Source organism: Streptomyces sp. NPDC041068 (genome assembly GCF_040647455.1).
Taxonomy (GTDB): Bacteria; Actinomycetota; Actinomycetes; order Streptomycetales; family Streptomycetaceae; genus Streptomyces.
The window spans coordinates 102,398-126,392 of record NZ_JBEZCG010000003.1 but is presented as its reverse complement, the minus strand read 5'-3'; the positions used below and the strand labels follow the sequence as shown (position 1 = coordinate 126,392).

At 71.3% G+C, this 23,995-nt stretch carries 19 protein-coding genes; 14 read left to right on the top strand and 5 right to left on the bottom strand.

What is annotated here, in order from left to right:
- Positions 1-23: 23 nt before the first annotated feature.
- Entirely contained in the window at positions 24-674 is a 651-nt protein-coding gene (locus AB0B50_RS07605) for a TetR/AcrR family transcriptional regulator (RefSeq protein WP_362327190.1), read from the bottom strand.
- Between the two features lie 147 nt (positions 675-821).
- On the opposite strand from AB0B50_RS07605, the gene hmgA reads away from it, so the two are divergent.
- The 3 genes from hmgA to AB0B50_RS07590 are packed head-to-tail and all read left to right on the top strand — an operon-like array spanning position 822 to position 4,195.
- Entirely contained in the window at positions 822-2,180 is a 1,359-nt protein-coding gene (gene hmgA / locus AB0B50_RS07600) for a homogentisate 1,2-dioxygenase (protein ID WP_362327187.1), read from the top strand.
- A gap of 28 nt (positions 2,181-2,208) precedes the next feature.
- The gene (locus tag AB0B50_RS07595; RefSeq protein WP_362327184.1) at positions 2,209-2,958 is read left to right on the top strand and encodes a GntR family transcriptional regulator; all 750 of its coding nucleotides are present in this window, start codon (positions 2,209-2,211) and stop codon (positions 2,956-2,958) included.
- Positions 2,959-2,983: 25 nt separating this feature from the next.
- The gene (locus AB0B50_RS07590; RefSeq protein WP_362327181.1) at positions 2,984-4,195 is read left to right on the top strand and encodes a type ISP restriction/modification enzyme; all 1,212 of its coding nucleotides are present in this window, start codon (positions 2,984-2,986) and stop codon (positions 4,193-4,195) included.
- Positions 4,196-4,283: 88 nt separating this feature from the next.
- Here the strand turns inward: AB0B50_RS07590 and AB0B50_RS07585 are convergent, their stop codons facing one another.
- Entirely contained in the window at positions 4,284-4,553 is a 270-nt protein-coding gene (locus tag AB0B50_RS07585) for a hypothetical protein (RefSeq protein ID WP_362327178.1), read from the bottom strand.
- 334 nt (positions 4,554-4,887) lie between these two features.
- Here AB0B50_RS07585 and AB0B50_RS07580 point away from each other — a divergent pair, with 334 nt between their 5' ends.
- The 4 genes from AB0B50_RS07580 (at position 4,888) to AB0B50_RS07565 (ending at position 11,166) form a co-directional block, all read left to right on the top strand.
- On the top strand, positions 4,888-6,435 hold the full coding sequence (locus AB0B50_RS07580; RefSeq protein ID WP_362327176.1) for a DUF4331 domain-containing protein: 1,548 nt from the start codon (positions 4,888-4,890) through the stop codon (positions 6,433-6,435).
- Positions 6,436-6,597: 162 nt separating this feature from the next.
- A complete protein-coding gene (locus AB0B50_RS07575) occupies positions 6,598-7,923 on the top strand; it encodes a tetratricopeptide repeat protein (protein WP_362327173.1) in 1,326 nt (441 codons plus the stop codon).
- Between the two features lie 38 nt (positions 7,924-7,961).
- Complete coding sequence (locus AB0B50_RS07570) at positions 7,962-9,389, top strand: sulfite exporter TauE/SafE family protein (RefSeq protein WP_362327170.1); 1,428 nt, start codon at positions 7,962-7,964, stop codon at positions 9,387-9,389.
- Between the two features lie 31 nt (positions 9,390-9,420).
- The gene (locus AB0B50_RS07565; protein WP_362327167.1) at positions 9,421-11,166 is read left to right on the top strand and encodes a serine/threonine-protein kinase; all 1,746 of its coding nucleotides are present in this window, start codon (positions 9,421-9,423) and stop codon (positions 11,164-11,166) included.
- Here AB0B50_RS07565 and AB0B50_RS07560 read toward each other — a convergent pair.
- Complete coding sequence (locus AB0B50_RS07560; protein WP_362327164.1) at positions 11,150-11,965, bottom strand: SGNH/GDSL hydrolase family protein; 816 nt, start codon at positions 11,963-11,965, stop codon at positions 11,150-11,152. The genes AB0B50_RS07565 and AB0B50_RS07560 overlap by 17 nt on opposite strands.
- A 234-nt stretch (positions 11,966-12,199) precedes the next feature.
- On the opposite strand from AB0B50_RS07560, the gene AB0B50_RS07555 reads away from it, so the two are divergent.
- The 6 genes from AB0B50_RS07555 to AB0B50_RS07530 all read left to right on the top strand — a co-directional run bounded on the left by AB0B50_RS07555 (position 12,200) and on the right by AB0B50_RS07530 (position 20,751).
- Positions 12,200-12,625: a hypothetical protein gene (locus AB0B50_RS07555; protein WP_362327161.1), complete on the top strand. Its 426-nt coding sequence runs from the start codon at positions 12,200-12,202 to the stop codon at positions 12,623-12,625.
- A 1-nt stretch (position 12,626) separates the two neighbouring features.
- The gene (locus AB0B50_RS07550; protein ID WP_362327158.1) at positions 12,627-13,727 is read left to right on the top strand and encodes a GNAT family N-acetyltransferase; all 1,101 of its coding nucleotides are present in this window, start codon (positions 12,627-12,629) and stop codon (positions 13,725-13,727) included.
- Positions 13,728-14,089: 362 nt separating this feature from the next.
- Positions 14,090-14,923: a glycosyltransferase family 2 protein gene (locus AB0B50_RS07545; RefSeq protein ID WP_362327155.1), complete on the top strand. Its 834-nt coding sequence runs from the start codon at positions 14,090-14,092 to the stop codon at positions 14,921-14,923.
- Positions 14,920-15,948: a glycosyltransferase family 2 protein gene (locus tag AB0B50_RS07540; RefSeq protein WP_362327152.1), complete on the top strand. Its 1,029-nt coding sequence runs from the start codon at positions 14,920-14,922 to the stop codon at positions 15,946-15,948. The genes AB0B50_RS07545 and AB0B50_RS07540 overlap by 4 nt, the downstream gene beginning before the upstream one ends.
- The gene (locus tag AB0B50_RS07535; protein WP_362327149.1) at positions 15,945-16,748 is read left to right on the top strand and encodes a polysaccharide deacetylase family protein; all 804 of its coding nucleotides are present in this window, start codon (positions 15,945-15,947) and stop codon (positions 16,746-16,748) included. Before AB0B50_RS07540 ends, AB0B50_RS07535 begins: the two co-directional genes overlap by 4 nt.
- 85 nt (positions 16,749-16,833) lie before the next feature.
- The gene (locus AB0B50_RS07530; RefSeq protein ID WP_362328208.1) at positions 16,834-20,751 is read left to right on the top strand and encodes a lipopolysaccharide biosynthesis protein; all 3,918 of its coding nucleotides are present in this window, start codon (positions 16,834-16,836) and stop codon (positions 20,749-20,751) included.
- 26 nt (positions 20,752-20,777) lie between these two features.
- Here the strand turns inward: AB0B50_RS07530 and AB0B50_RS07525 are convergent, their stop codons facing one another.
- On the bottom strand, positions 20,778-22,202 hold the full coding sequence (locus AB0B50_RS07525) for a xylan 1,4-beta-xylosidase (RefSeq protein WP_362327146.1): 1,425 nt from the start codon (positions 22,200-22,202) through the stop codon (positions 20,778-20,780).
- 141 nt (positions 22,203-22,343) lie between these two features.
- Here AB0B50_RS07525 and AB0B50_RS07520 point away from each other — a divergent pair, with 141 nt between their 5' ends.
- On the top strand, positions 22,344-23,438 hold the full coding sequence (locus tag AB0B50_RS07520; protein ID WP_362327143.1) for a DUF5925 domain-containing protein: 1,095 nt from the start codon (positions 22,344-22,346) through the stop codon (positions 23,436-23,438).
- 148 nt (positions 23,439-23,586) lie between these two features.
- Here AB0B50_RS07520 and AB0B50_RS07515 read toward each other — a convergent pair whose 3' ends face one another.
- Positions 23,587-23,967: a GntR family transcriptional regulator gene (locus AB0B50_RS07515; protein ID WP_362327140.1), complete on the bottom strand. Its 381-nt coding sequence runs from the start codon at positions 23,965-23,967 to the stop codon at positions 23,587-23,589.
- Positions 23,968-23,995 lie beyond the last annotated feature (28 nt).

Below are 23,995 nucleotides of genomic sequence, written 5' to 3'. Positions count from 1 at the left end.
ACGGACCGCGCCCCGGGGGCCGTTCAGTCCAGCGACCGCGCGAAGTAGGCGTGCAGCAGGATCCGCGCCTCGTCGACGAGTGCCGGATCGCCCGCCGGGTCCGCCCGGAACGCCAGCTGCAGCACCGCGTCCACCGCCTCCACGCCCACCAGCATCGTGCGGCGCAGCCGAGCGTCCAGGGGGCGGTCCAGGTGGTCGGAGAGCAGGGCGGCCACGCGCTCGGCGACCTGAAGGTTGGCGTCGGGCATCGCCTCGGGCGCGGAGGGTATGCCGAAGTCGACGAGGCCGAAGCCGGGGACGGTGCGCATCATCGTCAGGTACTCGTCGAACGCGACGTCGACCGCGCCGCGCCAGTCGCCGCGCTCCACGCCGTTCACGCGCGCGGCAACCCGCTCCGCGTACGCGTCGAGGTTGCGGTGGGCCAGGGCGTCGGCCAGGGCCCTCTTGTTGCCGAAGAAGCGGTACACCGAGCCGATCGGGACGCCCGCGCGCTGGGCGACGGCGCGGGTGGTGAGGCCTTCGTAACCGACCTCGTCCAGGACAGCGGCGCAGGCGTCGAGGATCCGGGCCAGGCGCTCCGCGCTGCGCTCCTGCACGGGGACGCGGCGCAGGGAGGCCGGGGGCTGCGGTTCCTTGGGCGGGTTCGGGTGGGGCGTCCCGGAAGAGTGGGGCATCCCGGGAGAGTAGAGCACCGCTCGTGGCGGGAGTAGAGCACCGCTCATGGCGGGAGTAGAGCACCGCTCACATTCCCGGCTTCCCCTTGCGGAAGGAAAACACGAATCCTACGGTGTTCCATAGGAATCATTGACGAGGGAGCGATGATGAGCGGGGACCACGCAAGCAGCCCGGATCGCACGGGCGAGAGCGACGCACGCAAGACCGCCGAAGGGCTGGCCTATCTCTCCGGCTTCGGCAATGAACACAGCTCCGAGGCGGTGCCCGGCGCACTGCCGCACGGCCGCAATTCGCCCCAGCGTGCGCCCCTCGGCCTCTACGCCGAGCAGCTGAGCGGCTCGGCCTTCACCGAGCCCCGCGCGCACAACCGACGCTCCTGGCTGTACCGCATCCGCCCCTCGGCCGCGCACCCGCAGTTCACGCGCGTCGACAACGGCGCGATCCGCACGGCCCCCTTCGCCGAGTCGGTGCCGGACCCGAACCGGCTGCGCTGGAACCCCCTGCCCGAGCCCGCGCCCGGCACGGACTTCCTGGCGGGCCTGTGGACGCTCGGCGGCAACGGCGACGCGGCGCAGCGCACCGGCATGGGCATTCACCTCTACCACGCCAACTCCTCGATGCGGGACAGGGTGTTCAGCGACGCGGACGGCGAGCTGCTGATCGTTCCCGAGCGGGGCGGGCTGCTCCTTCGCACCGAGTTCGGCCTGCTGCACGCGGAGCCCGGCGAGGTCGCGCTGATCCCGCGCGGCGTCCGCTTCCGCGTGGAACTGCTCGACGCGAGCGCGCGCGGGTACGTGTGCGAGAACTACGGCGCGCCCTTCCAGCTCCCCGATCTCGGCCCGATCGGCGCCAACGGCCTGGCGAACGCACGGGACTTCAGGGCTCCCGTGGCGGCGTACGAAGGCGACGCGGCCGTCGAGGGCCCGGTGGAGGTGGTGAACAAGTTCTGCGGCAACCTGTGGCACGCGACGTACGACCACTCGCCGCTCGACGTGGTCGCCTGGCACGGCAACCACGTCCCGTACGTCTACGACCTGCACCGCTTCAACGTGATCGGCACGATCAGCTACGACCACCCGGACCCCTCGATCTTCACGGTGCTCACCTCGCCGTCCGACACCCCGGGTCTCGCGGGCGTCGACTTCGTGGTGTTCGCGCCGCGCTGGCTGGTGGGCGAGGACACCTTCCGGCCGCCGTACTTCCACCGGAACGTGATGAGCGAGTACATGGGCCTCATCGAGGGTGCGTACGACGCCAAGGCCGAGGGCTTCGTGCCCGGCGGCGGCTCCCTGCACAACATGATGTCGGCGCACGGCCCCGACCGCGAGACCTTCGAGAAGGCGTCGGCCGCCGAGTTGAAGCCCCAGAAGATCGACGACGGCCTCGCGTTCATGTTCGAGACGCGATGGCCGGTGACGGCGACGGAGCAGGCAGCGACCGCGTCCCACCTGCAGCGCGGCTACGACGACGTATGGCAGGGTCTGGAGCGCCACTTCCGCAACTGACGCAACACCACTCTGATTCGGAGAGACCGTGACCGCTTTCGCCCCGGACTCGATCGTCCTGAATCGGAAGCTGCCGCTGTGGTACCAGGTGTCGCAGTCACTGCGCGCCTCGATACTCGGCCGCACGCCCGAGTCCCCGCTCCGGCTGCCCACCGAGGAGCAGCTGGCGGGGCACTACGGCGTGAGCGTGTTGACCATGCGGCAGGCGCTCAAGGAGCTGGAGGACGAGGGCCTCATCACCCGCCACCGGCGGCGCGGCACCTTCATCGAGCCGAGCGCGCAGCGCGGCTCCCCCGTCCGGCTGCTCGGCTCGGTCGACGCGATCGTGGCCCAGCAGTCGGGCATGACCACCGAACTGCTCGACCACGGCACGGCGGCGCCGTCCGCCGAACTCACCGAGTACTTCCCGGACTCGGCCGAGGTGGCGACGTACCACCGGCTGCGCAGCGACGAGAAGACGGGCGAACCGACCAACCACGCCCGCAACTTCATCCGCCCCGAACTGGCCGCGCGCATCGACCTCGACGACCTCGTGCGGTGGCCGATGACGAAGGTCCTGCGGGACGTGGTGGGCGTCCGCATCAGCCGGATCACCGACACCGTCGAGGCCACCCTCGCGGACCCGGAGACCGCCCGCCTCCTCCAAGTGCCGCTGCTCAGCCCGATCCTGCACTACACCGGCGTCACCTACGACGAGGACGGCCGGGCCCTCGACGTGGCCCGCATCCACTACCGCGGCGACCGCTTCTCCTTCTCGGTCACGCTCGACGCGACGTGACGGCCAGCGGCGGGTACGTCGTACGATGCCGGGCGTGACGCACGACGAAGCGCCGCTGCTCGCGGACCTCATGCCGTGGTCCGTCGCACCGCTCCGGCCGGGCCGCGGGTGGCCGATGGGCCCGGACGCCGCATCCCTCAGAGCCCGCTGGGACGCCCTGGTGCGCGCCGAAGGACCGGACCGCGAGGCGCTGTTCCGGCCGACGCGCTCCCGCACCCTGCACACGGCGGTGGCCGGGCTCCCCGGCCACCGCGGCGGAACGGGCCGCCTGGTCAGGGAGTCGGGCCCCTGCCCCGAGCCGGTCCGTGTGCTGCACGGCCCCTTCGACGAGCAGTGGCTGATCCCCGACCACCGCCTCATCGACGTCGCCCGCCCCGAGCTGTGGCGCGTCGCGGGCGAGGGCCAGCTCTTCGCCGTCGAGCAGGGGTACGTCCCCGGGGCCGCGGGGCCCGCCGTGCTCGCCTCGGCCGTCCTTCCTGACGGGCGCTCGCCGGCCGGGCGGCCGGGGCGCGTGCGTCCGCTGTTCCGCCGCCCCGGAGGCCTGGAGCCCAACGTGGCGCCGGGGTTGCTCGACCATCTGTCGAAGGTGCTCGACCAGGACGTCACGGCGCGCGACCTGCTCGCGTGGGTACTCGCGGCGGGCGTCGGTTCGACGGCGGGCTGCCGGGCGCCGCTCACCTGCGACGCCGCTGTCTGGGCGCGGGGTGTGGAGCTGGGGCGGCGGCTGCTCTGGCTGCAGCTGCGCGGCGACGGAGAGCGCCCGAAGCTGCCGGGCGGCCGCAGGCCGTATGTGCGGGCCCCGCTGCCCGCGCGCCCCGCCGCCCTGTCGTACGACGCCGAGGAGCAGGTCCTGTGGGTCGGCGAGGAGGGCGTCATCTCGCCGGTGCCGAAGGAGGCCTGGGAGTACGAGGTGAGCGGCGTACGGGTCGTGGAGCGGTGGTTCGCGCTGCGTACGGGAGAGGTGGAGGCGGGGACCCTGGAGGCGATCAGGCCCGCGGTGTGGCCCCAGGCCTGGACGTCGGAGCTGCTGGAACTGATCACGGTGCTCGCGCTGATCGCGGAACTGGCGCCGGACCGGGGGGAGTTGGCCGGATCTCTGGGCGCCGGAGGCTCCGCGATCACTGCGGACGCGCTGTCACGGGCGGGGGTGCTGCCGGTGCCGGATGCGGCGCGGCGCCCCGCGTCCGTGCTCGACCATCACGAAGAGGGCCCTGATGGGCAGTTCGCCCTGATCTGATACGGGAATGGGTGACGGGGAGGATCGGGTGGGTGGATGGGAGAGGTCCGCCATGGAGCGGCGGCCGTTACCCCCAGACCACCCGCGGTCAGCGACCCCCGAAAAGCGACCGACGCAACCTGCGCAGCGGCGCGAAGAGCGAGACACGCCTCACTCGGGCACCCCTGCTGCTGCGGGCGTGCGCGGCGTCACGCGACGTCAGCTCACGCATCAGCAACGTCGCCTCGTGCGACTCGCGCTGCGGGACGGCGGGGCCGCCCAGCACCGAGAGATGGCGGTCGAGACGCGAGCTGGTCGCACTGCTGCCACACGTGATCGCAGGGACACGCGCCCTGCTGCGCACTGTTATCTGTTCCATGTCACTCCCCACCCGTACGAGGGCACCCGGCCCAGGGCAGGTTAACCCTATCGCCCCATCGTGACACGCGTGTATCCCGGGCGCAGGATTCACCTCCTGGGCAAGGAGGTTGACGATTACTCTCCGAATATGAGTGATTCCAGGGCGAGTTGGACAAACGGCCGCACGGTGATCACCAAGGGCCTCCACGTGGACACCGAGGGCCGCGATGACGTGGGCTATCTCACGCGTGGCCGTCCGAAGGAAAGCGGGGCCAATCCGTCCGCCCCGCGGCCCCGAATGCGCTGTGTCAGTCAGGCACCCAGCCTGGGACACGTGTGTAAGGACGGACGCGATGACAGCAATAACCAGGAGTCGGACGGGGCGTCGCGGCCTCGCCACGCTGGTCTGCGGCGCACTCGCCGCCGGGGGGCTCGCAGCCGCGGGGGTGAGCGCACTGGAACCGGGGGCCGCGAAGGCCTCCAGCCACCGGGAGGCGCCGCTGATCTCGGGTCAGCCGCAGTACGACAACACGGACGTGTATGCGTTCGTCAGCCCCGACAAGCCGGACACCACGACGATCGTGGCGAACTGGACGCCCTTCGAGGAACCCGCGGGCGGGCCGAACTTCTACCCCTTCCCCGAGGACGCCCAGTACGACGTCCACATCGACAGCGACGGGGACGCGCAGGGCGATCTGCTCTACCGCTGGACCTTCGACACCAAGGTCAAGAACGGGAACACCTTCCTCTACAACACCGGGCAGGTGACGAGCCTCGACGACCCCGACCTCAACGTCACGCAGACGTACGACATCGACCTGCTGAAGCTGGACGACCAGAAGGTCGTCTCCACCAAGAAGATCGCCGACGATCTGCCGGTCGCACCCTCGCACGTGGGCAAGGCCTCCATGCCGGACTACAAGAAGCTGCGCGACCAGGCAGTGCGGAAGGTCTCGGGCGGCGGCACGTCGTACGTCGGGCAGGCCGACGACCCCTTCTTCCTCGACCTGCGGGTGTTCGACCTGCTCTACGGCGGTGACCTCTCCGAGGTCGGCCGGGACACCCTCAAGGGCTACAACGTGAACTCGGTCGCGCTGCAGGTGCCGAACGCCGACATCCGCCAGTCGGCGAAGCAGCCGACGGTCGGCATCTGGTCGACGACCCAGCGCAAGAACGCCAAGGGCGAGTGGACACAGGTGTCACGCCTTGGCAGCCCGCTGGTCAACGAGGTCGTCGTGCCGCAGCGCGACAAGGACAAGTTCAACGCGTCCTCGCCGTGGAACGACGCGGACTTCCTTTCGTACGTACAGAAGCCCGAGCTGGCGCGGCTCCTGGAGAAGATCTACGGCATCAAGGCCGCGGACGAGCCGAGGAAGGACCTGGTGTCCGTGTTCCTGACGGGCGTCAAGGGCCTCAACCAGCCGCCCAACGTGCGCCCGGCGGAGGCTCTGCGCCTGAACACCTCCATCAAGCCGGCCGCCGACCCCAAGCGGCTCGGCGTCCTCGACGGGGACAACGCGGGCTTCCCGAACGGGCGGCGGCTCGCGGACGACGTCGTCGACATCGAGCTGCAGGCCGTGGCCGGTGAACTCGTCGGCAACAAGAACGACTTGGGCGACGCGGTGAACGCCAACGACCAGGCGTTCGGCGGGACCTTCCCGTACCTGGCCCTGCCCACGCCCGGGTCGCGCGGCCCCCTGGCGAAGTCGGACGGGGACGGCACCTCGACACGTGACGCCCTGGCGGGCGGCGCCGTGACCCCGACGTCCTCGTCGTCCGACGCCCCGGACAACGCGGTCCTGATCGCCTCCGCGGCCGCGGGTGCCGTCGGCGTGCTGCTGGTGGGGCTCGGCCTCGCGTGGTGGCGGGGACGGAGGCAAGGGGTTTCCGGGGGGTCTTGAGAGGCCTGAGGGCTGCTGAGGGTTCCCTCCCGCCCCTCCTCGAACGGCGCGGCTCGCTGCCTCCCCTCCGGCGGGCCGCGCCATCCGCTCGTCCCTTCTCCTCCTGCTTCCTTCTTCTGCTTCCTTCCTCTGCTGCTTCCGGAAAGGTCTGGTCTCTTACTCATGGCTCGCAACTCCCTGCGGAACGCCGTGGCCGTCGCCGCTCTCGCTCTTGCCCTCACCGCGGGCGCCGTCGTACTCGGAGGTGAGGACGAGGGAGGGCGGGCGCCCGTCGGGGTTCCGGCCTCGGTCCCGCTCGAAGGGCTTCGCGGCGGGGATCTCGACCGAGGCGTCGACGCGCTCCGGGAGCATCTCCGCGCCCAGCCCAAGGACTTCACCTCCTGGGCCACCCTCGGCACCGCCTACGTCGAGCAGGCCCGCACCCGCGGCGACCCCGCCCTCTACCGCGCCGCCGACCGCGCCCTGGACCGCTCGCTGGAGCTGCGCCCCGGCAACGACGCGGCGCTCGCGGGGCGCGCCGCGGTGGCCGCCGCCCGGCACGACTTCCGCGACGCCCTGCGGTACGCGAACGACGCGCTCGCCGAGAACCCTTACGGCGAGCGGGCGTTGGCCACCCGCGTCGACGCCCTCGTCGAGCTCGGCCGCTACGACGCCGCGGCCCGCGCGGCCGACGAGGCGGACACACGGCGGCCCGGGGTCCCGGTGTTCACGCGGTACGCGTACGTACGGGAGCTGCGCGGCGACGTGACGACGGCCCGGCGCGTCCTGGAGCAGGCGCTCGACGGGGCCTCCGCGCCCGGCGACGTGGCGTACGTGGCGACGGCGCTGGGTCAACTGGCCTGGCGCCAGGGCGAGTACAAAGACTCCCTGCGCCACTGCGAGGCCGCGCTGCGGGCCGACGGCGGCTACGTCCCGGCGCTGGAGTGCCGGGCCCGTGCGCGGGCCGCGCGCGGCGGGACGGGCGCGGCGGTCGCCGGGCTGCGCGAGGTCGTGGACCGGCAGCCGCTGCCGGGGCCGTTGCTCGCGCTCGGCGAACTGTACGAGGCGCGGGGCGAGAAGAAGCGGGCCCGCGAGCAGTACCGGCTGGTGGACGCGTGGGTCGCGCTGGCCCGCGCGAACGGCGTCGAACCGGACCTGGAGACCGCGCTCGCCTCGGCCGACCACGGGGACGCGGCGGTGGCGCTGCGGGCGGCACGGGCGGAGTGGGGGCGACGGAAGACCGTGCATACGGCGGATGCGCTCGGGTGGGCGCTGCATGTGAACGGGCGGGACGGGGAAGCCCTGCGGTACGCGCGCCGGGCCACGGCCACGGGGTTCCGCGAGGCGGCGTTCCTGTACCACCGCGGAATGATCGAACGGGCCACGGGGGACACGGCCGCCGCGCGCCGCTCCCTGCGGGCCGCGCTCCGCCTGAACCCCGGGTTCTCTCCGGTGGGCGCGGAGGACGCCCGGGAGACCTTGGAGGCGCTCGGGGGTGGGGCGCCGTGAAACCACGGAGGAGCAAGAGGTGGGCATTCCTCGGGGCCGTGCCCCTCGGGACGCTGCTCCTGCTCGTCGCCCCCGCCGGCGAGGCGCACGCGCACCCTCTGGGCAACTTCACCGTCAGTCGGTACGACGGGCTTCTCGTCGCGCCGGGACGGCTCACCGTCGATCACGTCGAGGACCTCGCCGAGATACCCGCCGCCCAGGCCAAGAGCCGTATCCGGGAGGTGGGCCTCCGCCGGTGGGGCCGGGAGCGGTGCCGGGCCGCCGCCGAGGACGCCCGCGTCGGCGTGGACGGGCGGCGCGCGGAGTTCGGCATCGGCGCCACGCGGGCCCGCGTCCGCCCCGGCGAGGCGGGGCTCGACACCCTGCGTCTCGAGTGCGCGTTCACCGCTCCCCTGCCCCGGAGCGGCGAGTTCACCGTCCGGTTCCGCGGCGCCGACGCCGACCGCTCGGGCTGGCGCGAGGTCACCGCCCGGGGCGACCGGATGACCCTCGCCCGTTCCGACGTACCGAAGAGCTCCACCTCGAAGCGGCTCACCCGCTACCCGGAGCGGCAGCTCTCCGCGCCGCCGGACACCTCGTCCGCCTCGCTGCGGATCACGACCGGTGGCCCCTCCCTCAGGGACGACAGGCCGGAGGAGGGGGCCGCCTCGGTGCTGCCCCGCGGCGCCGACCGGTGGGCGCAGGCCCTGACCGGCCTCATCGGCAGACACCCGCTGACGCCGGGCTTCGCGGCGCTCGCCCTCGGCACCGCCGTGCTCCTGGGCGCCCTGCACGCCCTCGCTCCGGGCCACGGCAAGACGCTGATGGCCGCCACCGCCGCGGCCCGGGGTCGCGCGTCGGCCCGTGACGTCCTGCCGCTCGCCGGTTCGGTGACCGTCACGCACACCCTCGGCGTGCTCGCCCTCGGCCTGCTCGTCAGCGCAGGCTCCGCCGCGGGACCCTCGGTGGTCGCCTGGCTCGGCGTGGTGAGCGGACTGCTCGTCACCGGGGCCGGCGTGCTCCTCCTACGCAAGGCCTGGCTGCGCCGGCAACATCAGCACACCCATCACCACGAGCACCACCCTCATCGCCACGATCACCACCGTCATCACCAGGAGCACCAACATCATCACGACCACCACCATCACCATCCGCCTCAGAACAGCCTTCGCGGCACCCTCTTCCTCGGCTTCGCCGGCGGCCTCGTCCCCAGCCCCTCCGCCGTGGTCGTCCTCGTCGGCGCCGCCGCCCTCGGCGAGGCCTGGTTCGGGCTGCTGCTCGTGGTGGCGTACGGCATGGGGCTCGCCCTCACGCTGACGGCGGCCGGGTTCCTCGTCGTCCGCGTCGGGTCCCTCGCGGGGCAGCGGCTCGGGCCGCGGTGGCTGCGGCGCGGCACGGGGCGGTTCCTGCCGCTCGGGTCGGCCTGCGTGGTGCTCGCCCTTGGGTGTGGATTGGTGTTCAAGGGGGCCGCAACAGCGCTCGGTTGAGCTACTTTTGTGGAGAATCGCACCGCTGCGGATGGGGGCGCCAGTGAGCCAGCCAGAGCGCGTGATCGCCGGGCGGTACCGCCTCCTGGACCCCTTGGGCGAGGGCGGCATGGGCACCGTGTGGCGGGCCCGTGACGACGTGCTCGGGCGCGAGGTGGCCGTCAAGGAAGTGCGCGCGCCCGCCGGGCTCCCGGCGGGCGAGGTCGACCGGCTCTACGCCCGCCTGGAGCGCGAGGCCTGGGCCGCCGCCCGCATCCCCCACCGGAACGTCGTGACGGTGTATGACGTCGCGATCGAGGGCGGGCGCCCCTGGATCGTCATGGAGATCGTGCGAGGACTTTCGCTGTCCGATGTCCTGGACGGCGAGGGGGCGTTGTCGCCGCAGCGCGCCGCCCGCATCGGCGCCGAGGTCCTCGCCGCCCTGCGCGCCGCTCACGACGCCGGGGTCCTGCACCGCGACGTCAAGCCCGGCAACGTACTGATCGCGAACGACGGCCGCGTCGTCCTGACCGACTTCGGCATCGCCATGGTCGAGGGCAGCTCCGCGCTGACCATGACGGGGGAAGTCGTGGGTTCGCCCGAATTCCTCGCTCCGGAGCGGGCGTTGGGGCACCGCCCGGGTCCCGCGTCCGACCTGTGGTCGCTGGGCGTGCTGCTGTACGCGGCGGTGGAGGGCAGTTCGCCGTTCCGCCAGGACACCCCGTTGAGCACGCTGCGCGCGGTCGTGGACGAGGAACTGCCGCCCGCCCGCAACGCGGGACCGCTCGCCCCGGTCATCGAGGGGCTGCTGCGCAAGGACCCGGACGAGCGGATGTCCGCCGCCGACGCCGAGCGCGATCTGGGCATCGTCGCCTCGGGAGGTGCCCCGCGCGCGGAGACCGCGCTCCCGTACATGCCGACGGTCACGGCCGAGCGGCAGCCGTCGGGACCGCCCACCCCGCCCGCGCCTCTTCCCCTGACTCCGCCGGGGCCCGCGGCGTCCACCGCCGACACTGCGGTGACCCAACCGGCGGGACGGCGCCGCACGGTGGCCGTCCTGGTGGCGGGCCTCCTCGCCCTGGCACTCGCCCTCGGCGGACTCACGTACGCCTTGATCAATCGCGACGACGGAGGCGGCGGCAGCGGCGGCACCTCGGGGGGAGGCGACACGGGCAGCGGCTCCACCGGCGGCAAGAACGGAGGCGGCGGCACGACGGGGGGCTCGGACGGCGGTTCCGACGGCGGCGGCTCGTCGTCCAACGGGGGCAATGACGGCGGCTCCACCAACGGAAGCAACGGAAGCAACGGCGGGAGTGGCGGGAACGGAGGCAATGGAGGCAACGGCGGGACGAGCGCTCCCCCCGCCCAGACGGTGAAGGTGCACGTGTCCGGCGCCAACACCCAGTACGAGGGCTCCTGTCCGCCGACGGCCGGTCAAGCGCCGTCGTTCACCGCGACGTTCACGGTGGGGCGCGTTCCCGCGACCGTCGAGTACCGCTGGGTGACGTCGTCCGGCGAGCCGAGCGACCCCGGGTGGAAGACGCTGTCCTTCTCCTCGGGGGGCGGCAAGACGCGGCAGGTGAACCATGTCGAGACGGCGTACGACACGGACGGCGGGACGTACGAGAACGCGATCCACGTGGAGGTGCGCAAGCCGGTGACGGCCACCTCCAACTCGGTCGCGTACTCGGTGACGTGCGAGCAGGAGCCCCCGACGGACGGGGCCTCCTACACGCCGTACGCGATCTACACGCCGTACTCGTTCGAGCGGCCGGCCGGGATCAGGCCGCCGCGGTGAACACCGGGAGGTAGCCGCCGGACTGTCCGGAGGCGGTGGGGTGGTAGGACTCGGAGATGTTCAGCCAGTTCACGCTGTGCAGCCAGGCACTGCCGGAGCAGATCTCGTGCCCGGTGAAGGTCCTGGTGACGTCGCCGAAGGCGAAGCCGTGGTCCGCGGCCCGCTTGGCGGTCGCCGAGTTGAGGTAGTCCGCGGCGTCGTTGATGGCGGCCCGCTCACGCTCGGAGAGGCCGGCGGTGCAGCTGCCGTTCAGCTGGTAGAAGCGGGGGTATCCGAGGACGACGACGCGGGCCGAAGGAGCCTTCGCGCTGATCGCGTCGTAGACCTTGTCGAGGTTGCCGGGGAGCGTCGAGTCCACGTAGCTCCGGGCCTGGTCGATGCGCGCGAGGCAGTTGCTCTCGGACTGCAGCACACAGGTGGTCATGACGTCGGAGAAGCCCGCGTCGTTGCCGCCGACGGAGATCGAGACGAGTCCGGTGCCCGCGCCGAGCGAGCCGAGCTGGTTCGCCAGAACATCACCCGTACGAGCACCCGTACAGGCCGCGAAGTTGAAGCTGGAGGGTGAGTTGGCCGCCGCCCACAGAGCGGGGAAGGCGCGGGAGCTGCGCTTGCAGGAACTGCCGTCGTAGCTGCCCGCGCCGACGCCCGACGAGTAGGAGTCGCCGAGGGCCACATAGCCGGTGGCCGCGGCCCGCTGGTCGGCCGGCTGGTCTGCCTGTGCCGTCGCCGCCCCGGTGAGGGCGAAGGCGCCGGCAAGGAGGAGCGAGGACATGTATGCCGTGAATCGTGACAATTTCATGGAACCTCCCTTAGCAGGATTTCTGCCTCACCTGTGGTAGCACGCACCACTGGCCACCGATAGTGTTCATGTCAATGAATTCGTCAACAATTCCCTTTCCCGCAACGGGAGTTCATCCACCACGAGAGGGTCCCGCGGGGAACATCTGCACGCTTCCTCCGCACCTTGACGGGCCGCCCGGGACTGCGCGACATTGAAGCCCGGCATCCGGCGCGCTGGGGGGCAAAGTCGCCAATGCAGACCATCAGGATCAAGCCGCTGCCATCAGACATGGGGCAGCACACCGGGCAGGACCGCGACAGAACCCTGTTGCCCCTGCTCGCAGGGGCGGCAGTCGCCGTGGGTGCGGTGGGCGCGGTGCTCGCGCTCATCGATCTGAGCTCACCGCTGCGCGGCCCGTTCACGCTCTTCTTCCTCCTCGCCGCGCCCGGCGCGGCGATCGGCGCCGCACTGCGGTCACTCGAGCCATGGGGCCGCATCGTGGCATCCGTCTCCGGGGCCGTCGCGCTCGACCTCCTCGTGGCCCAGGGCATGCTGGCGCTGCACGTGTGGTCGGTGCGCGGCGGAGTCGCCGTCGTCGCCGCGCTCAGCTCGCTCATCCTCCTGCTGACAGTGGTACGGCGGCTGCGTCGCCGTACGGCGAGAAGGTGGACTTCCTGACGTGAACATCACCGTGCACCGCCCCGGCGAGCTCACCGCCGCCGACCGGGCGGCGTGGACCGCGCTGCAGTCCAAGGCGCATCTGAACGGCTCGCCCGACCTCGCCAACCCCTTCCTCTCGCCGGAGTTCGCGCTCGCGACGGGGCAGTGGCGGCGCGGGGTGCGGATCGCCGTCGTGCACGAGGACGGCGAACCGGCCGCGTTCTTCCCGTTCCAGAGATCCATCACCGGCGTCGGCCGGGCCGTCGGTCTCGGTGTCTCCGACTGCCAGGGCCTGGTGCACCGGCCCGGCTTCGACTGGGACGCCAGGCAACTGCTGCGGGCCTGCGGGCTCGCGGTGTGGGAGTTCGACCATCTGGTGGGCGGCCAGGGCCCCTTCGAAGCGGGTGGATCCGTCTCCTTCCCCTCGCCCGTCATGGACATCGACCAGGGCTACGACACCTATCTCGGCCAACTCCGCGAGCACTCACCGAAGTTCACCCGTACGACGCTCGCCAAGGACCGGAAACTGGCCCGCGACCACGGCGCGGTGCGCTACGTGCACGACGAGCGCGACCCCGAGGTCCTCGCCACCCTGATGGGCTGGAAGTCCGCGCAGTACCGCAGGACGGGACGCAGCGACCGCTTCGCGCACCCGTGGATCACCCAGCTCGTGCGCCGCCTCTTCCACACCCGTTCCGACTCGTTCGCCGGGATCCTCTCGGTCCTCTACGCCGGGGACGCACCGATAGCCGCCCACTTCGGGCTGCGTTCCGAGCGGATACTCGCCTGCTGGTTCCCGGCGTACGACCCCGCGTTCTCGAAGTACTCGCCCGGCCTGGTCCTGCATCTGCGCATGGCCGAGGCCGCCGCCGCCGAAGGGATCGCGTACCTCGATCTCGGCCGTGGCCAGAAGGCGTACAAGGACTCCCTCAAGACACGCGAACTCGCCGTGTCCGAGGGATGGGTGGCGCTCCGCCACCCGGTCGCGCTCGGCCATCGGGCGCGGCGCGCCCCGGTCAGGGCGCTGCGCAACACCGTGCAGTCAAGGCCCGAATTCTTCGAACCGGCCGACAAACTGCTCAAGAAGATGGGCAAATTCCGATCACACAGCAGGGAATAGGGCAGTCCGAATGTGACCGCATAGATTGCACAAATCATGAAAAACGTGAGGCCACGTTCCAGGTCTTGCCATACAGTCTCAATCATCAATACCGTCGTACATCCACCCGCAACGGTCCATCACGCAATGCGATCTAGGGGAGGGCTCAAGATCGCGATGGTTCCGGTGCGGGGCGCGGTAGGGGGGTGCCGTGCTCGGTGATCGCTCTTCATCCGAGTCACGTCCCGCGCAATGCCAGCTCACCCGGCATGCACGGAGATCTATTTCGTCATGCGTAAGTGAGAACCCCCCTTTCGAACCGGATCAATTTCCGGACTGCCCGGGGGCGGGCGGTCCACCGGACGAGAGGGATCACAGGACTCATGAGTTCTTTCGTGCGCCCGGCAGACGCCGGCCAAGACCCGTTAAACAAGATCCCGAGGAACTACCGCCCGATCTCGACGCACTTGGCGATCACTCCGCCGGTGAGCGTCGTGATACCGGCCATGAACGAAGCGGAGAATCTTCCCTACGTCTTCAAGACACTGCCCGACTGGATCCATGAGGTCGTCCTCGTCGACGGCAACTCCACCGACGACACGGTCGCCGTCGCCCGCGAGCTGTGGCCGGACGTGAAGGTGGTCCGCCAACTCGGCAAGGGCAAGGGCGACGCCCTGATCACCGGCTTCGAGGCGTGCACGGGCGACATCATCGTGATGGTCGACGCCGACGGCTCGGCCGACGGCAGCGAAATCGTCTCCTACGTCTCCGCCCTCGTCTCGGGCGCCGACTTCGCCAAGGGCTCCCGCTTCGCCAACGGCGGCGGCACGGACGACATGACGCCGATCCGCAAGCTCGGCAACCACGTCCTGTGCTCCGTCGTGAACGCCAAGTTCGGCGCCCGCTACACCGACTTGTGCTACGGGTACAACGCCTTCTGGCGCCACTGCCTCGACAAGATCGAGCTCGACTGCACCGGCTTCGAGGTCGAGACCCTGATGAACATCCGGGTCGTCAAGGCCGGGCTCAAGGTGCAGGAGATCCCGAGCCACGAGTACCTGCGCATCCACGGCACCAGCAACCTCCGCGCCGTCCGTGACGGCATCCGCGTACTGAAGGTGATCCTCACCGAGCGCTCCGACCGCGCCAAGCGCGCGGCACGGCGCAAGGGTGCGCGGGACCTCCCCTTCCGCACCGGCCAGGGAGAGGTGTCTTGAGCGCAGACATATCGGTCGTCATCTGCGTGTACACCGAGGACCGCTGGGAGGACATCCTCGCGGCGGTCTCCTCGGTGCGCGCGCAGTCACGGGCGGCCCTGGAGACCCTGCTCGTGGTCGACCACAACGCCACGCTCCAAGACCGGCTGGCCAAGGAGTTCAAGGAGACCGAAGGGGTGCGGGTGCTCGCGAACGCGGGCCCCCGCGGCCTGTCGGCCGGACGCAACACCGGGATCGCCGCGTCCCGCGGCGACATCGTCGCCTTCCTCGACGACGACGCCGTCGCCGAGCGGGACTGGCTGCGCCACTTCGCCGAGGGGTTTCAGGACCCGCGGGTCCTCGCCGTCGGCGGCCGCACCCTGCCCGCCTGGGAGTCGGGACGGCGTCCCGACTGGTTCCCCGAGGAGTTCGACTGGGTCGTGGGCTGTACGTACAAGGGGCTCCCCCCTGGCCGGGTGCGCGTGCGCAACGTCCTCGGGGGCAACGCCTCGTTCCGGCGCTCCGCCTTCGACGTGGCGGGCGGCTTCGCGACGGGCATCGGGCGGGACGGCGACAAACGGCCGCTCGGCTGCGAGGAGACGGAGTTCTGCATCCGCCTCACCCGCGCCGCGCCGGACGCGATCCTGCTGATCGACGACCGCTCGGTGATCCACCACCGGGTGCCGGCGGCACGGGAGCGGTTCGACTACTTCCGCACCAGGACGTACGCGGAGGGCCTCTCGAAGGCGCTCGTGGCCCGAAGTGTCGGCGCGGACAAGGGACTTGAGTCCGAGCGCCGCTACACCACGCGCGTCCTGCCCGCCGGAATCGCCCGCGGGCTGCGTGACGCCCTGCTCGGACGGGCGGGCGGCGCGGGCCGTGCGGGCGCCATCGTGGCGGGAGTTGCCGCCGCGGCCGGGGGGTACGTACTCGGCAGCGTCCGTGCGCGCAGGGGAGGCGCCACGTTCTCGGTCGTCGAGATCGACGAACGGCCTCCCGGCGACGACGACAAGGGCACCACGGGCGGCGAGGGGGCTGCCGCATGAGTGCGAGACCTGTGCCGATACTGATGTACCACGCGGTCGCGCGTGTGCCGAACGAGGCGACGCGCGACCTCTCGGTGTCACCCGACGCGTTCACCCGGCAGATGGAAGTCCTCGGCGAGCAGGGGTTCACCCCGCTCACCGCCTCCCAACTGGCCGACGTGTGGCGCTCGTCGGGTACCACGCTCCCCGAACGGCCGATACTGATCACCTTCGACGACGGCTACGAGGGCGTGCACCGGTACGCTCTGCCCGTGCTCGCCAAGCATGGCTTCGCCTCGACCCTGTTCGTCTCCACCGGCTGGCTGCGCGGGGAGTACGACATCGGCGGCGGCCTCGACCGCATGCTCGACTGGGACCAGGTGCGCGAACTCGCCGCCGCCGGCACGGAGATCGGCGGCCACAGCCACACGCACCCCGAGCTCGACCAGCTCTCCGACGACGAGCTGCGGTTCGAGCTGGGGCGTTGCCGCGACATAGTGCACGACGAACTGGGCACCCGGCCCGCCTCCTTCGCGTACCCGTACGGCTACTCCAGCCGCCGGGTGCGCGAACGCGTGCGGGAGACGGGCTTCGCCCAGGCACTCGCCGTCGGCAACGGCCTGGCGCGCCGCACCCAGGGCCCGTACGCGCTGCGGCGGGTCACCGTGCGCCGCTCCACCGGGACCGACGAGTTCGAGCGGCTCGTGGCGGGCCGCTCGATAGGCCGCACCTTCGCCAGGGACCGCGCGCTCACCAAGGGGTACGCGATGGTCCGCAGAGCCCGACAGGTCCGCCGGAAGGCAATCCTCTCCCGTGTCTGACACGTCCACGGCCCAGGCCGACGTCTCCGGGTCCGCGAGCACCGGGCGGTCACGGTCGTCCGGCACGTCCGGCAGGCCCCGCAGAATGCGCCTGCCGGGCCGGGGCGACGGCGGCAGCCCGCTGTTCCGCAACGCCTATGCGCTGATGCTCAACACCGGCATCTCCGGCGTGCTCGGCGTCGGCTTCTGGCTGGCGGCCGCCCGGTACTACTCGGAGTCGGCCGTCGGCCAGGGCTCGGCGGCGATCGCCGCGATGAAGCTCCTGGCGGGGCTCACCGCCGTGACACTGACGGGCGCCCTCGCGCGGTTCATACCGATCGCGGGACGCGCCACGGGAAAGCTCATCTTCCGTACGTACGCGGGAAGTTCGGTGGCCGTGGCGCTGGCCGCGATGGTCTTCCTGCTCACGCTCGACCTGTGGGGGCCCTCGTACCGCTTCCTGCACGGCCCCGTCCACGGCGTCGGCTTCGTCCTCGCCGTGGTCGCCTGGTCGGTCCTGACCCTGCAGGACGGCGTCCTGACCGGGCTGCGCAGCGCCTTGTGGGTGCCCGTCGGCAACACCGTCTTCTCGGTGGCCAAGCTCGGGCTGCTCATCGCGATGGCCGCGGCGATCCCCACGGCGGGCGTCTTCGTGTCCTGGGTCGCCTCGATCGCGGTGTCGGTGATCCCACTGGGCTGGCTGGTCTTCCGGCGTCTGGTGCCGCGGCACGTGAAGGCCACCGAGGGCAAGGCGCACCCGCCGTCGCTGCGTGAGATCGGCCGCTTCCTGGCCGGTGACTACACCGGCTCGCTCTTCTCGCTCGCCGTGGTCTATCTCGTACCGGTGATCGTCGCCTCGCAGGTCAGCTCGGTCGACAACGCGTACTTCTACATCACCACCACCATCGGCGGCACGGTCAACCTCCTGGCCATCAACATGGGCGCCTCGCTGACCGTGGAGGGCGCGCACGATCCGGCGCTCCTTGCCGCCAACACCCGCTCGGCGCTGCGCCGGATGGCGATGATCATGCTGCCGGTGTGCGCGATCCTCTTTCTGGCCGCGCCGTACGTCCTGAGCATGTTCGGGCAGGGGTACGCCGACGCGGCCACCCCCCTGCTGCGCTGGTTCGCGGTGGGGGCGCTGCTCCGGGTCGTCATGGAGACGTACTTCGCGGTGCAGCGCGCGCAGAGCAGGACCACTGGAATCGCCTGGCTGCAGGGCCTGTTGTGCGTCCTGGTGCTCGGCCTGACGCTGCTCCTGCTGCCGCGGATGGGCCTGACGGGCGCGGGCGTCGCGGAGATCTCCAGCCTGGCGGTGATCGTGGCGATCGCGGCGCCGAAGCTGTACCGCGTGGCGCGCGTGACGCCTTCGGGACGGTCGGCCGACGGGGCGGCGCCGGACGGGGACCTGGCCGACCTGGGGACACCGGACGCGCCCGCCGAGCAGGTGCGGGCGGAGGCCGCCGCCGCGCCGGCCAGGGGCAGGGAGCGCCACGGGCCCGCGTGGGCGCTGCGCGAGTCCCTCGACTCGGACACCTTGCAGCTCGCCGTGCAGCTCGACTTCGACCACCAGGAGCGCAGGCCGGACGTGCGGCCGGGTCCTGGCACGCCCGCCGCCGGGACTCCCGCGGCGCAGAGCGAGGGGGACGACATGGATCACCGGCCCACCTGGGCGCTGAGAACCACCCCGGCCTCCGGGGCCTCTTCGTCCGTGTCGACGCCGCCGGTGGAGGAGCCTGGGCGGGACGCCTCCGCGTCGGCTTCGGAGGCCGTGGGGGGCGTTGAAACCCCGGTGCCCCCAGAGGCACCCGCTCCCCCGGAAGAGCCCCCCTCCGTGGCAGGAGATCTGCCGGGGGAGCCGCCTGCCGAGGAGTCACCGCGCGCAGGGTCACTGCTCGAAGAACCGCTGTCCCAAGAACCGCTGTCCCAAGAACCGCTGCCCCAAGAGCCGCTCCCCGAAGTGCCGCTGTCCGAAGAACTGCTGCTCGAAGAGCCCGCCGCTCCCCCGCGCACCCCATGGGCCCGCATCCTCGTCATGGCGCTCCTCCTCGCCGCCGCGCTCGGGCTGTACTGGCTGCCCGCCCTCGGCCTCGGCGAGAAGGACCTGGACGACATGGGCGGCCTCGGGCTGATCTCCGTCCTGCCGATGCCGACGCTGCTCGGCGCCGCCCTCCTGATCGTCGTGTTCGCCGCGCTGCTCTGGATGGACCGGCCCCTCAAGGGCCTCCTCCTGGTGACACTGCTCGCCACCGTCGTGTCGCTGCACGCGCTGCCCGCCGTCATCGAGGCCGAGCCGCGGTTCGCCACCGCCTGGCAGCACCTGGGCTTCATGGAGTACATCGACCGGACGGGCACCGCGGTGCCCGATCTGGACGCGCGCTGGAGCTGGCCCGGCTTCTTCGCCGCGGCCACCTTCGTCGCCGAGGCCTGCGGCGTCTCGGACATGACCGAGGTGATCCGCTGGTGGCCGACGGTCATCCAACTGCTCTACCTGGCACCGATGTTCCTGCTCGTGCGCTCCATGCGGGCGTCCTGGCGCGCCAAGTGGGTGGGCCTGTGGATCTTCGTGCTCAGCGGCTGGGTCGGCCAGGACTACTTCTCCCCGCAGGGCTTCACCTTCCTGCTGTACATCGCCTTCGTCGCCGTACTCATGGTGTGGTTCCGGGCCCCGCGCGTGCTGTGGGCCAAGCGGCGGCCCGGCGAGACCGAGGTCGAACCGGCCGGGCGCCGGGAGCGTGCCGTGCTCCTGCTCGTCCTGGTCGGCCTGTTCGCGGCGACGGTGCCCGCGCACCAGCTCACGCCGTTCGTGATGCTCGGCGTGCTCACGGTGCTCGTCCTGGTCGGCCGCTCCGAGCTGCGCGGCCTGCCGATCCTCTTCGGCGTACTCGTCGTCGTATGGCTCGGCTTCCTCGCCGAGCCCTACTGGTCGGGGCATTTCGAGGAGCTGTTCGGCGGGGTCGGCGGCGTGGGCGGCAATGTGTCCTCGTCGGTCTCCGGACGTATCGAGGGCGGCAGTTCGACGCACCAACTGGTGCTGTACGTGCGCGTGGCGATGGCCGGCGCCGTCCTGGCGTTCGCCTGCTGGGGCTGGTGGCGGCGGCGCTTCTACAAGTACAGCGAACGCTCGCTGCTCGTCCTGACCTTCGTGCCGTTCCTGGGCTTCGCCATGCAGTCGTACGGCGGCGAAATGGCCCTGCGCGTCTTCATGTTCGCGCTGCCGGGCGCGGCTCTGCTCGCCGGTCTCGCGCTGTTCCCGCGCGCGGGCATCACGGCGGAGGAGCGGGACCGCGACCGCGTGAGCCTCGCGCCGCTGGCCGCACTGATGGCCGGGCTCGTCCTGATGGGCGGCTTCCTGGTGGCCCGCTGGGGCAACGAGCCCTTCGAGCGGATCCGCCCCGGTGAGGTCACGGCGATGGAGTACGTGTACGCGCACGACGACCCGACGGTGCGGCTGCTCTGGATGAGCAACGACACGGTCAACAACGTGACGCCCGCGATGCCGTGGGGCGCCCGGGACATGGAGAAGGTGGAGTACGTCCCCACCCTCGCGCCGGCCGACCCCGTCCTGGTGTCCGGCCTGGTGAAGGCCCTCAAGGACGCGGGCCCCCACTCGTATCTGATGATCAACCGCAGCCAGACCACCTATCTGCAGCTGGACGCGGGCTATTCGAGGTCGTGGGAGCCGCGGCTCATCCGCAACCTCGACGACCGCCAGGACCTCAAGAAGGTCTTCACCAACGACGACGCCACCATCTACACCCTGCGCGAGGAACCGGACGGCAGGGCGGCGGAGGCCGATCCCGGCCCGGTGGGGCCGAAGGTGACATGGACGCCGTGGTCGGTGGTGGGCGGGCTCGCCGCCATCGCGGTGGTGCTGCTCCTCGCGGCACGCGAGGTGGTGCGGGTCGCGGCGGCGCCCAGCGTGCGGCAGCAGCGGTGGCTGCAGAGCAGCTTCTGGTTCTCGCTGCCGCTGCTCGCGGTGCTGCTCGCGTCACTGATCCAGCGGTTCGTGACGATGGCGTGAGCGCCATGTGCCAGGGGTGAAGTGGGCTACCGCTTGAGCCACTTCACCTCGTACCCCTTCATGTCGAACCGCTGCCCGTCGACCTTCGCGCTGATCCGCCGGTCGAGGGCGTTCACCACGAGGACCGTCTCGTCGTCGGCGAGGACGCGGACGTTCGGCCGGTCGTCGGCGGCGATCTGCACCTTCTCGTAGCGCGTGCCGGGGCCGAACTCCTTGCCGAACCGCTCGACGAGGGCCAGCATCGGCAACGGCGCGCCACCGTCGGCGAGTTGGGTGGAGCTCCACAGGCAGCCCGCACACCTGGTGCCCTTCTTCTGCGGGTTCCAGTAGAAGCCGCTGGTCGCGCCGCCGCGGGCCATCGCCATCAGCCCCGAGGCCTGGACGGCGACGCGGTGCGCCTCGGACCAGTCGTCGCGGTTGTCCTGGCTGTCGCCCGGCTCCACGTAGTACTCGGCCCACCACAGCGGCAGGTCACCGGTCCGTCTGCGCACCCACTCGCCCACGGCCGTGAACTTCTCGGTGGCCTTGAACTCGTCGGGGAGCATCTCGTCGTCCACGGTGTAGCTGGAGCCGTCGACGACGACGAAGTCCGCGCCCGCCTTGTTCTTGTTCCAGTAGTCGAAGGCGTCGAGGACCCGCTGGTCCATGCGGCCCCAGGGGCCCTTCACCTCCTTGGAGACGCCGTGGGTCTGGCGGGGGTCGACGCTGTCCATGACGAGGTAGGGGCCGCCGACCATGATGTCCTTGTTGACCTTCTTCAGGGCCTTGTAGACGAGGTTGTAGAACTCCGTGTACCCCTCGTAGTCCCAGCGGCCCTTCTCACTGTTCCAGAAGCCCTTGAACTCGTTCCAGACGATGAAGTGGCGTACGTCCGGGTAGCGCTTGGCCACGGTCGCGGCGAGTTTCGCGTAGTCCTCGTAGTGCTCGCGGTCCGGGGCGGTCTCCAGGGACTGCTGGCTCCAGTCGGTGTGGTCGGCGCCGGACTCGCCGCCCTTCATCCAGTCCGGGGCGCAGCACAGCGTGACGACGGGAGTGCCGTCGCTGCCCCGGATGAAGTCCATGCGGCGGTCCATGCCGGAGAAGTCGTAGCGCCCCGGGACCGGTTCCGGGTTGCCGGCGCCCCAGCCCATGACGTGCTGGATCTGCGGGACGGGCCGCCCCTGGTCGGCGAGTTCGGAGCGGACGCGCCCGACGGCCTCGTCCTCGCCCTCGTCCGCGCTGTACTGGGTGTGGGTGAAGCCCCAGCCCACCTGCGGCTCGGCGTCGCCGGGAGGGACGGCGGGGGTGCCGTGCACCTTGTCGCCGTCGGGGGTGGTGCCCGCGGTGCTTCCCCCGTCCCCGGGCAACGTGCTGACCAGTGTGATCACCAGGGCCACCGCGGCCGCACCAACGCCGAGCAGGGCGGTGAGACGCCACCGCCGTGTCCCCGAATTCCACCCATGACGTCCCATCAGGGGCAAGAGTATCCGGGCATGTTGACGGTAGGGGAGGTTCCGTACCACAGGTCTGTAACCGTGGCCCGGAACGGGACACAAGGGACGCACCTCGGAAACCGGATGCACGAGGGCAGGTGTGTGCCGGATCATGGCGACATGTCTGCGAACCCTCAGGACGCCCTGCCGATCCGGCTGAACGTCGACGACAGCGACTCCCCGTCGGATGTCGTGGACGCGCTGTTCCTCGGCCGCTTCGCGACGGGCGAGCAGCCCTTCTCCCACAGCGCGAACATCGACCGGGTCAAGTCCGGTTCCACGCTGCTGCCGCCCGGGGCGAGGGTGCTGCGCGCGGCGCGCGACGACGACCGCAGCGCGACGCTCGCCGAGGGCGACGGCTGGACGCTGCTGATCTCCCGCTGGAACCGGGGCGCGGACGTCACGGTGACGGCGACGACCGCGGAGCTCGCCCAGAAGGTCCTGAAGCAGGCCACGGACGGCGCGCAGGACGAGCCCGAGCCCCAGCCGGAGAACGTGACCATGGGGTTCTGGTACGTGTCTCCGCGGCGCGGCCCGCATCGCACCACCCGGCAGATCTCGGCCGGTACGTGGGAGGAGGTCCGGCCCAACTACACGGCACCGGTGGCCGACGCGATGGACAAGCTGATGAAGACGACGCCGGAGGACATCTCGGGCCGGCTGCTCCTGCTCCACGGGCCGCCGGGCACGGGCAAGACATCGGCGCTGCGGACGCTGGCGCGGTCCTGGCGGGACTGGTGTCAGGTGGACTGCGTCCTGGATCCGGAGCGGCTGTTCAGTGACGTCGGCTATCTGATGGACATCGCGATCGGCGAGGACGACGGCACGGCGAAGGGGCGCTGGCGGCTGCTGCTCCTGGAGGACTGCGACGAGCTGATCCGCGGCGAGGCGAAGCACACGGCGGGCCAGGCGCTGTCCCGTCTCCTCAACCTCACGGACGGCCTGCTCGGCCAGGGCCGCAACGTCCTGGTGGGCGTCACGACCAACGAGGACCTGGAGCGCCTGCACCCGGCGGTCGTCCGCCCCGGCCGTTGCCTGGCCCGCATCGAGGTCGGCGCGCTGACCCGCCGGGAGGCGGTGGAGTGGCTGGGCACGGAAGAGGGCGTGAGCCGCGAGGGGGCCACCTTGGCGGAACTCTTCGCCCTCCGCCGGGGCACGACCCCGACGTCGGTCCCGGACCAGAGGGAGGGGGCGGACGCGGGTTTGTACTTGTAGCCCGCACCGCTACACACAGCCCTCCGGTCGCGGGCAGCCGTTCCACACGCCCCCTCCCACCCGAACCACCCCCCGTTGTGGGCAGGCGTTCCGCACGGCGGAACGGGTGGGCACAACACCAACGCCGCCGAGAACCGACGAACCACGCCTAGCCAGAACTCCCATAAGCCGCGCGCAACGCATCCCGCACCGCCGAAAGCGCCTCCTCCTCGGAGAGCCCCAGCCGCCGAGCCGTATCGGCATACGCCTGCGCAGCAGCCGACGCCCCCTTCACCGCCGCATCCCCCGCCGCGGCGACAAACGTCCCGTTTCTCCCCCGCGTCTCAACAACCCCATCCGCCTCAAGCGCCCGATACGCCTTGGCGACCGTATTCGCCGCGAGCCCCAAGGACTCCGCAAGCCCCCGCACCGTCGGCAACTTGTAGCCGACCGGCAGCACCCCCGCCCGCGCCTGCTCCGCGATCTGCGCCCGCACCTGCTCGTACGGCGCGTCGCCCGCGCCCCCATCAACATCGATCTTCAAAGTCACGCAGCGATTCTCCCGCACACCCACCCCA

Bases quoted from the DNA above. Each gene is read 5' to 3' on its own strand.
- AB0B50_RS07520 (WP_362327143.1), top strand. From the start codon at position 22,344: ATGTCTGCGAACCCTCAGGACGCCCTGCCGATCCGGCTGAACGTCGAC.
- AB0B50_RS07545 (WP_362327155.1), top strand. From the start codon at position 14,090: ATGAGTTCTTTCGTGCGCCCGGCAGACGCCGGCCAAGACCCGTTAAAC.
- AB0B50_RS07580 (WP_362327176.1), top strand. From the start codon at position 4,888: ATGACAGCAATAACCAGGAGTCGGACGGGGCGTCGCGGCCTCGCCACG.
- AB0B50_RS07590 (WP_362327181.1), top strand. From the start codon at position 2,984: ATGCCGGGCGTGACGCACGACGAAGCGCCGCTGCTCGCGGACCTCATG.
- AB0B50_RS07525 (WP_362327146.1), bottom strand. From the start codon at position 22,202: ATGGGACGTCATGGGTGGAATTCGGGGACACGGCGGTGGCGTCTCACC.
- AB0B50_RS07535 (WP_362327149.1), top strand. From the start codon at position 15,945: ATGAGTGCGAGACCTGTGCCGATACTGATGTACCACGCGGTCGCGCGT.
- AB0B50_RS07565 (WP_362327167.1), top strand. From the start codon at position 9,421: ATGGGGGCGCCAGTGAGCCAGCCAGAGCGCGTGATCGCCGGGCGGTAC.
- AB0B50_RS07575 (WP_362327173.1), top strand. From the start codon at position 6,598: ATGGCTCGCAACTCCCTGCGGAACGCCGTGGCCGTCGCCGCTCTCGCT.
- hmgA (WP_362327187.1), top strand. From the start codon at position 822: ATGAGCGGGGACCACGCAAGCAGCCCGGATCGCACGGGCGAGAGCGAC.
- AB0B50_RS07560 (WP_362327164.1), bottom strand. From the start codon at position 11,965: ATGAAATTGTCACGATTCACGGCATACATGTCCTCGCTCCTCCTTGCC.
- AB0B50_RS07605 (WP_362327190.1), bottom strand. From the start codon at position 674: ATGCCCCACTCTTCCGGGACGCCCCACCCGAACCCGCCCAAGGAACCG.
- AB0B50_RS07530 (WP_362328208.1), top strand. From the start codon at position 16,834: ATGCGCCTGCCGGGCCGGGGCGACGGCGGCAGCCCGCTGTTCCGCAAC.
- AB0B50_RS07555 (WP_362327161.1), top strand. From the start codon at position 12,200: ATGCAGACCATCAGGATCAAGCCGCTGCCATCAGACATGGGGCAGCAC.
- AB0B50_RS07585 (WP_362327178.1), bottom strand. From the start codon at position 4,553: ATGGAACAGATAACAGTGCGCAGCAGGGCGCGTGTCCCTGCGATCACG.